This is a genomic window from Halochromatium sp. (assembly GCF_054919635.1).
In genome coordinates this window covers 1-7139 of record NZ_JBUDPI010000188.1, presented here as the reverse complement: position 1 = coordinate 7139, position 7139 = coordinate 1, and the positions used below count along the sequence as shown (strand labels likewise).

Here is a 7139-nt window from a genome sequence, read left to right as displayed (position 1 = left end):
GGCTGCAGCGCGAACACGCCAGCGGCGGGGCCGTCGCCGATCCGGATCGGCACACCGATGAAGGGCAGGTCGCGGTTGAACATGCCGAGCTTATCGAGGAACCGTGGCTCATCGCCGATACGCTCCAGCAGCCATTCTTGATTGCTCTCGAGAATATGCCCGATCACCCCTTCGCCTCGGCGATAGCGCACCTTCTCAAAGGGTGCGGCGTCATCATCGTGCAAGGCGCTGATCAGCAGATCACCGGATTCCTCATCGAGCAGACTGACCATGCCTAGGCAGAGGCGGCCACGCTCGTGCAGGGTTTGAAGCACCGCGCGCAGGGTCTCGCGCAGCTGCAGTGAGCGGCTGAGGATGCGGCTGACATCGAAGAGGGCGGCGAGCTGCGCCTCGAGCAGATCGGCTCGCTGCATCGTTGGCCCTGTGTCTGTGGTCGTACCTGCGGTTGTAGGGGGGACTGCTTCTTGGTGCATACCTGGGTGCAAACCTGGGCGCGTACCTGGGTACATATCCGGACCTGGCGCGTCCGGGAGATCCTTGTCGTACATTACTACTTGCTCTGCGTTAGTCACGGGGCAGGGCGTTGGTCAGGGTCACGAGGAGGCGGCAGCCATCGTTGTAGTCCGGGTCGATCTCGATGCTACCGCCATGCTGGTTCGCAATCTCCTGCGCTAGCGGCAGCCCCATGCCTGCGCGACCGCGTCGGTTTCGCCAGCCAATATAGAAGGGCTCGAAGGCCTTGTAACGATCGCCGCTTGGGAAGCCCGGTCCACTATCCTGAATACAGACCTCGACCGTATCATCGAGGGCGCGGGTACTGATGTGCAGCTCGCGCTGGCTGCGTCCGCCCTCGCGCGTCGCTTGCAGCGCATTGTCGATCAGATTCTTGAACAAGGAGCGCAGCTCGGTCTGACGCGCGGTGATCTCCGGCAGGACATGGGCTGGACGCCAATCGACGGTGACGCCGGCTGCGAGAAGGGCATCGGTCTCCAGCGCAAGCACATGGCGCACCAGTTCATTGACATTGACGCTGACGCCGGCCTCGATGATCTCGTCCGGAAGCGCCGCTTGCAGCGTCTTCAGCGCCTGCTCGCTGGTCTTGGTGATCTGCGCGAGGGTCGGCGCAAAGCCCTCGAGGGTGCCGGCGCCACTGGCAAACATGGCATTGGCCGCGCGTAGCAGGTTGAGGGGAGTCTGAATCTGGTAGCTCGCCGCGGATAGGGCCTCGCGCATGCCTTGTGTCAGTCGTTGCTCGGCAATGCGTGCGCGCAGGTGCTCCAAGTGCGCGCGCTCGATCTCGCGATGCCGCGCGGTGACGTCAGTGGCCAGCAGGAGCAGGCGGGCATCGCCGCGCTTGCCGCGGCCGAAGTAGCTGCGGGCGCTGCCGTCCTGCTCGCTGATGCAGGTGCCGGAACAGGAGAACCAGCGTGGTCCAAGGCTGCCGGGGACCTCGAGGCTGATCTCGACGTTCTTGAAGTCTTCGCCCTCGCCATTGGCGGGGACGGTCCGCGCGAGGGGATCGAAGCCGGCCTGCTCGCGCAGCGCGGCTCGGATCAACGGCAGCGGCTCGCGGCCGCGAAGGTCGCCGAAGAGCTTCTTATACTCCATGTTGTCGAGGATGATCTCGCCCTCGGCATCGAGCAACACCATCACCGTCGGCGCGGCATCGAGCACATTCTCGATGCGCGTCTTCTGCTGTCTGAGCGCGCTCGCCAGCTCATGCTCGCGCGTCACATCTCGGTGCATGCCGAGGAAGTAGGCAATCTCACCGCTGCTGTCGAGCACTGGCGAGATGACCAGCTCGGCGAGATACTCATCGCCCCCCTTGCGCTGATTGACCAGGGTGCCTGTCCAGGTCTTCTTGCGTTGGATGGTCCGCCAAAGCTGCCGATAGATGCTGTCCGGGGTCGCATTGCTGGAGAGGATCGACTGGTTCTTGCCAAGCACCTCGTCGCGCAGATAGCCGGTGAGGTGCTCGAACGCAGCATTGGCATAGAGGATCTTTGCCGTCGAGTCAGTGATTGATATCGCGACGGGCGCTTGCTCCACGGTCTCGAAGTAGAGCCTCGGTGGGAGTGGTTCTGATGCATCGCCGGCCATCAGGCGCAGCGCAGAGAGGACCTCGGGCGGCGTGCTCGCCGGTGGCTGGCGGAGGAAGGCAGCGATGGCATTGCGCACCAGTGGCTCGCCATGATCGGCGATGCCTTGCGGTGATCTGTCTCGCGCGGCGTTCGGCGAGGCCGGGCTCGGACTCGACTGTTGCGGATGCAGGGAACTGCTCTCAGGCGATGATCGAGCCATGGGTTTCTCCTCTGTCGTTAACCGTCGTTGTTGTGCCGGCAAATCGGGCGAGTCCGCAGGGCCCAAGAGATCCTGTCTTGATGGCCATACAGCTTGCGTCAGCGACTGAAGCGTTCTCTGAGGCAAGGCCCTTCGCCATCGACTGATTATGCAGTATTCGTGCCGTCGTGCATTGACCTCTATGTGTCCCTCCGCTTGGGGAAGATGCGCAGCCCCAACGTTGGGCGAGTCATGCAGGGTTGTCGGGTTTGCGACAATGTGCTGCGCTGCAGCATCTTTGCTGTGTCATCCGCGACAGTCGCCCCTCTCGCAAACACCCGTCTCCCTGCAACGCCTGCATCCGCTTGACCGTCTCCGTGATCCTCCCAGGTGGCGGCCAGGCTAGGCAAAGACATCGCTCCGGCGCGATTAATGCTCGGTTTTGGTGCTCGTCATATTCACCAGCAGGCGTTCAGATTGAGCACTGGCATCCGGTTTGCTTAATTGCCGCCATTGTCGAGTGCGAGCAGCCGTGGCTGCGCGCCAAGGTATTTGTTGGAGCGCCTTGCCGACGTCTCATGACCGAGTCTCTGATGCTGATCCTCGCGACCGCGCTCGTGAACAACGTGGTGCTGGTCAAGTTTCTTGGCCTCTGCCCGTTCATGGGCGTGTCCGGGAAGCTGGATACCGCGCTGGGCATGGGCTTGGCGACCACCTTCGTGCTGACCCTGGCCGCCGCCGCGAGCTGGCTATTGGAGCATCTGGTGCTCGAGCCTTTAGACATTGGCTTCCTGCGCATCCTCACCTTCATCTTGGTGATCGCGGCGGTCGTGCAGTTCACCGAGATGATGGTGCGCAAGGTCTCGCCCACGCTCTATCAGGTGCTCGGCATCTTTCTGCCCTTGATCACCACCAACTGTGCGGTGCTCGGCGTGGCCCTGCTGAATGTGCAGGAGCAGCACAGCTTCGTCGAAAGCCTGCTGTATGGCTTTGGCTCAGCGCTGGGGTTCACGTTGGTGATGGTGCTCTTTGCCGGGCTGCGCGAGCGCTTGGCGCTGGCGCAGGTGCCGGCGACCTTCGCCGGTGCGCCGATCGCCTTCAGTGTCGCCGGGCTGCTTTCGCTGGCCTTCTTGGGCTTTGCCGGGCTGGCCGTTGCCGAATGATGTGGAGCCTTTGAGATGATGCTATCTGCAATCTTGAGCCTGACTGTTCTTGGTCTGGGGCTCGGAGCACTGCTGGGGGTGGCGGCTCGGTTCCTGAGGGTCGAAGAGAGCCCACTGGTGGCCGAGGTCGAAGCACTCTTGCCCGGCTCACAATGTGGCCAATGCGGCTATCCCGGTTGTGCGCCAGCGGCAGTCGCGGTTGCCGAAGGCAAGGCGCCGGTGACGCTCTGTCCGCCCGGTGGCCGAGCCTTGGCGCAGGCGCTGGCGCAGCGGCTTGGGGTGAGCGTTGATCTGAGCGCGGTCGCTGAGCAGGCGCCGCGGATCGCCTATGTGCACGAGCGCCTCTGCGTGGGCTGTACCAAGTGTTTCAAGCGCTGCCCGACCGATGCCATCGTCGGCGCCAAGGATCAGATCCACGCCGTGTTTGAGGATGCCTGCATTGGCTGTGGCGACTGCGCCGAGGATTGCCCGACCGAGTGCATCGAGATGCGCGCTCCGACGCAGACCCCATTGAATTGGGTCTGGCCCGAGCCGCTGGCCGCATGACCCCATCCCCTTCAAGCTCGCTGAGGCCTGTTCGATGCGACTCTTCCAGATCCGCGGTGGCGTCCACCCCGACGACCGCAAGACCCTAGCCGCGGGCCGGCCGATCGAGGCGCTGCCGCTGCCAAAGCTACTGCATATCCCGCTGCAACAGCATATCGGTGCAGTCGCCAATCCGGTCGTTCAGCGGCGCCAATATGTGGCCAAGGGCGAGCTGATCGCGCGCGCTCAGGGCGCGGTCTCGGCGCCGATCCATGCCCCGACCTCGGGCCGCATCGTTGGACTCGGCCTCTACCCCGCAAATCATCCCTCCGGCCTCTCAGTGCGCACGATCACCTTGCAGCCGGATGGCAAGGATCGCTGGCACAAGCGCATCGCCGGGGTCGATGATCCGCTCGCATTGGAGCCGGCCGAGATCGCGCAGCGGGTCGCCGATGCCGGCATCGTTGGCATGGGCGGCGCCACCTTTCCGTCGGCGGTCAAGCTCGGGCTCGGCAAGCGTTACCGGCTCTCGACGCTGGTGATCAATGGCTCCGAGTGCGAGCCCTATCTGACCTGCGACGATCAACTGATGCGCGAGCAGGCGAAGGCCATCGTCGATGGTGCGCGCATCATGGCGCGCGCGCTCGGCGTTGCGCGCCTGCTGTTCGGTATCGAGGGCAACAAGCCCGAGGCGCTGGCGACGCTGCAGCGTGCGACAGCCGAGCTTGATGCGCCTGAGCTCGATTCAGCCGAGGTGGTACGCCTGCCGATGCGTTATCCGATGGGCTCGGAGAAGCACCTGGTGCAGACCCTGACCGGCAAGGAGACGCCGGCGCGCGGGCTGACCGCCGATATCGGCGTCGTGGTGCACAATCCGGCCACCGCCTTTGCCGTGCACGAGGCCCTGCGCCTTGGTCAGCCACTGGTCTCGCGCGTGATCAGCGTTACCGGTGGTGCGATCAGCGCGCCGAAGAACCTACGCGTGCTGATCGGCACCAAGATCGAGGATCTGGTCGAGCATTGCGGTCGGTTCCGCGAGGAGCCGGATCGCCTGATCGCTGGCGGACCGATGATGGGACAGCCGATCCCCGAGCTGCGGGTGCCGGTGATGAAGGGGACCAACGGCATCCTGGCGCTCACTGCCGCCGAAACCGACAAGCGCGAGCCTGGTCCCTGCATCCGCTGTGGCAGCTGTGTCGGCGCCTGTCCGTGCGGATTGGTGCCTCTGAGCATGGCCGCCCAGGTCCGCAGCGGTGATCTCGACGCAGCGGTCTCGACCGGGCTCATGGACTGCATTGGCTGCGGCTCCTGTGCCTATGTCTGTCCCGCCCATCTGCCGCTGGTCCAGTTCTTCAATCATGCTAAGGGCGAACTGGCCGCGCGCGGTCGGGCCAAGCAGAAGCAAACCGAAACCAAGCGCCTGGCCGAGCAGCGTGCACAACGGCTCGAGGCACAGAAGCGCGCCAAGCGCGAGGCGATGGCCAAGCGCAAGCGTGAGGCAGAAGCCAAGAAGCAGGCTAAGCTCGAAGCTGCGAGTGCGACCGCGGCTGCAGCCCAGATTGATCCCTCTGTCGAGACCGAGCCCCCGACCGAAAACCTGCTCGACAACGCGAAAAGACAAGCGCCCGAGTCGACTCAGGACAAGGCGGTTGCGGAGGCGTCAGCATGATCAATGCGCAACTCGCCGCGAGCCCTCATGCGCACGCGCCGGTCAGCATCGACCGTACCATGCGATTGGTCATGCTCGCGTTGCTTCCGGCCACCCTGCTTGGCCTTTGGCAGTTCGGCTGGCCGGCGATCATCCTGTTCGCGGTGACCCTGGGCGCCGCGCTGCTGTTCGAGGCCATGGCCCTGTTCCTGGCGGGCAAGCCGCTCAGACCGAGCCTGATGGACGGCTCCGCGTTGCTGACGGGCTGGCTGCTCGCGTTGACGCTGCCGCCCTGGGCGCCCTGGTGGATCGGCCTGGTCGGCGCCTTCGTCGCCATCATCGTCGGCAAGCAGGTCTTCGGTGGGCTTGGCCAGAACCTGTTCAATCCAGCGATGGTTGCACGTGTGGTGCTGCTGGTCTCCTTTCCGCTTGAGATGACGCAATGGGTCGGCCCGCAGCCGCTGTTCTTCGAGCAGACGCCTGGGGTTGGTGACGCCCTGACGATCAGCCTGGACGGGCTAGCCGCAGCCGCACCTTGGGACGCGATGAGTGGGGCCTCAATCCTCGGCCAGGTCGATCTGGCCCTGCAGCAGGGCAATGATTTGGGCACGGCGATGCCAACGCTGTTTCCGCCGCTCAACGCGCTGCTCGGTGGTATCCCTGGCAGTCTGGGTGAGACCTCGGCCTTGCTGCTGCTGCTCGGTGGGCTGTTCCTGATCCGCAAGGGCGTGATCGATTGGGTGATCCCGGTCGCCGTGCTGCTCGGGGTTGTCGTTCCGGCGAGCCTGTTGCACCTGATTGATCCGACCCGCTTCGCGGGTCCGCTGCTACATCTGCTCGCCGGTGCCACCCTGTTGACTGCCTTCTTCATCGCCACCGATCCGGTCACCTCACCGGTCTCCCGGGTCGGTCAGGCCGTCTTCGGTGCGGGGATCGGTCTGCTGGTATATCTGATTCGGACCTTCGGCGCCTATCCCGAGGGGGCTGCCTTCGCCATCCTGCTGATGAATGCCGCAACACCGATGATCGACCATTACATCAAGCCGCGCATCTTTGGGCGCGATCGGCGTGGGCGCCCGCTGCCGGTGGCCGGCGAGCCGGCGGCGCAGCCGGCGGCGCAAGCCACGGGGGAGGGCAAGCGATGAGCCAGCCACGAGCCCCTGTCCCAGCTCAGGCTCAAGCCCAATTCCGGGCACGACTCCGAGCCTTATCTGAGATCGATCGCGATGGCGTCGCCTATCAGACGCTGCTGCTCGGCGGCTTCGCGCTGGCAGCCTCAGCACTATTGGTGGTGGGTAATCTGCTGACCAAAGGCCCGATCGCCGAGCGCGAGGCTGAGGACCTACGGGCCTCGCTCGAGCAGGTGATCCCAGCTGAGCGTTACGACAACGATCTGTTGGCCAATCCCATGATGATCCCCAAGCCGGGCCAGCGGCCAAGCCCAAGCTCTAGCTCCAACCCCAGCCGAGACGGTGACGAGGCCCTGACCGTCTACCGCGCGCTCGATGGACTGGACGTGACCG

The 7139-nt window shown here is 64.6% G+C and carries 6 protein-coding genes and 1 pseudogene; 5 read left to right on the top strand and 2 right to left on the bottom strand.

The window, feature by feature from the left end; translation table 11 throughout:
- Both ACY693_RS11960 and nifL read right to left on the bottom strand, forming a co-directional pair.
- A partial coding sequence (locus ACY693_RS11960) for a GAF domain-containing protein (RefSeq protein WP_462322051.1) occupies positions 1-413 on the bottom strand: 413 nt, incomplete at its 3' end.
- 151 nt (positions 414-564) lie between these two features.
- Entirely contained in the window at positions 565-2301 is a 1737-nt protein-coding gene (gene nifL, locus ACY693_RS11955; protein ID WP_462322050.1) for a nitrogen fixation negative regulator NifL, read from the bottom strand.
- Positions 2302-2858: 557 nt separating this feature from the next.
- Between nifL and rsxA the strand changes: the two genes are divergently transcribed.
- From rsxA to ACY693_RS11930, 5 genes and pseudogenes are all read left to right on the top strand, one after another.
- Complete coding sequence (gene rsxA / locus ACY693_RS11950; protein ID WP_462322049.1) at positions 2859-3443, top strand: electron transport complex subunit RsxA; 585 nt, start codon at positions 2859-2861, stop codon at positions 3441-3443.
- An 18-nt stretch (positions 3444-3461) separates the two neighbouring features.
- Positions 3462-3989 (top strand): RnfABCDGE type electron transport complex subunit B, encoded by a 528-nt coding sequence (locus tag ACY693_RS11945; RefSeq protein WP_462322052.1) that lies wholly within the window; start codon positions 3462-3464, stop codon positions 3987-3989.
- A gap of 34 nt (positions 3990-4023) precedes the next feature.
- The gene (gene rsxC / locus ACY693_RS11940; RefSeq protein ID WP_462322048.1) at positions 4024-5637 is read left to right on the top strand and encodes an electron transport complex subunit RsxC; all 1614 of its coding nucleotides are present in this window, start codon (positions 4024-4026) and stop codon (positions 5635-5637) included.
- The gene (locus ACY693_RS11935) at positions 5634-6761 is read left to right on the top strand and encodes an RnfABCDGE type electron transport complex subunit D (RefSeq protein ID WP_462322047.1); all 1128 of its coding nucleotides are present in this window, start codon (positions 5634-5636) and stop codon (positions 6759-6761) included. Before rsxC ends, ACY693_RS11935 begins: the two co-directional genes overlap by 4 nt.
- Positions 6758-7139 (top strand): annotated as a pseudogene (locus ACY693_RS11930) (hypothetical protein); the annotation flags it as partial. The gene ACY693_RS11935 and the pseudogene ACY693_RS11930, both read left to right, overlap by 4 nt.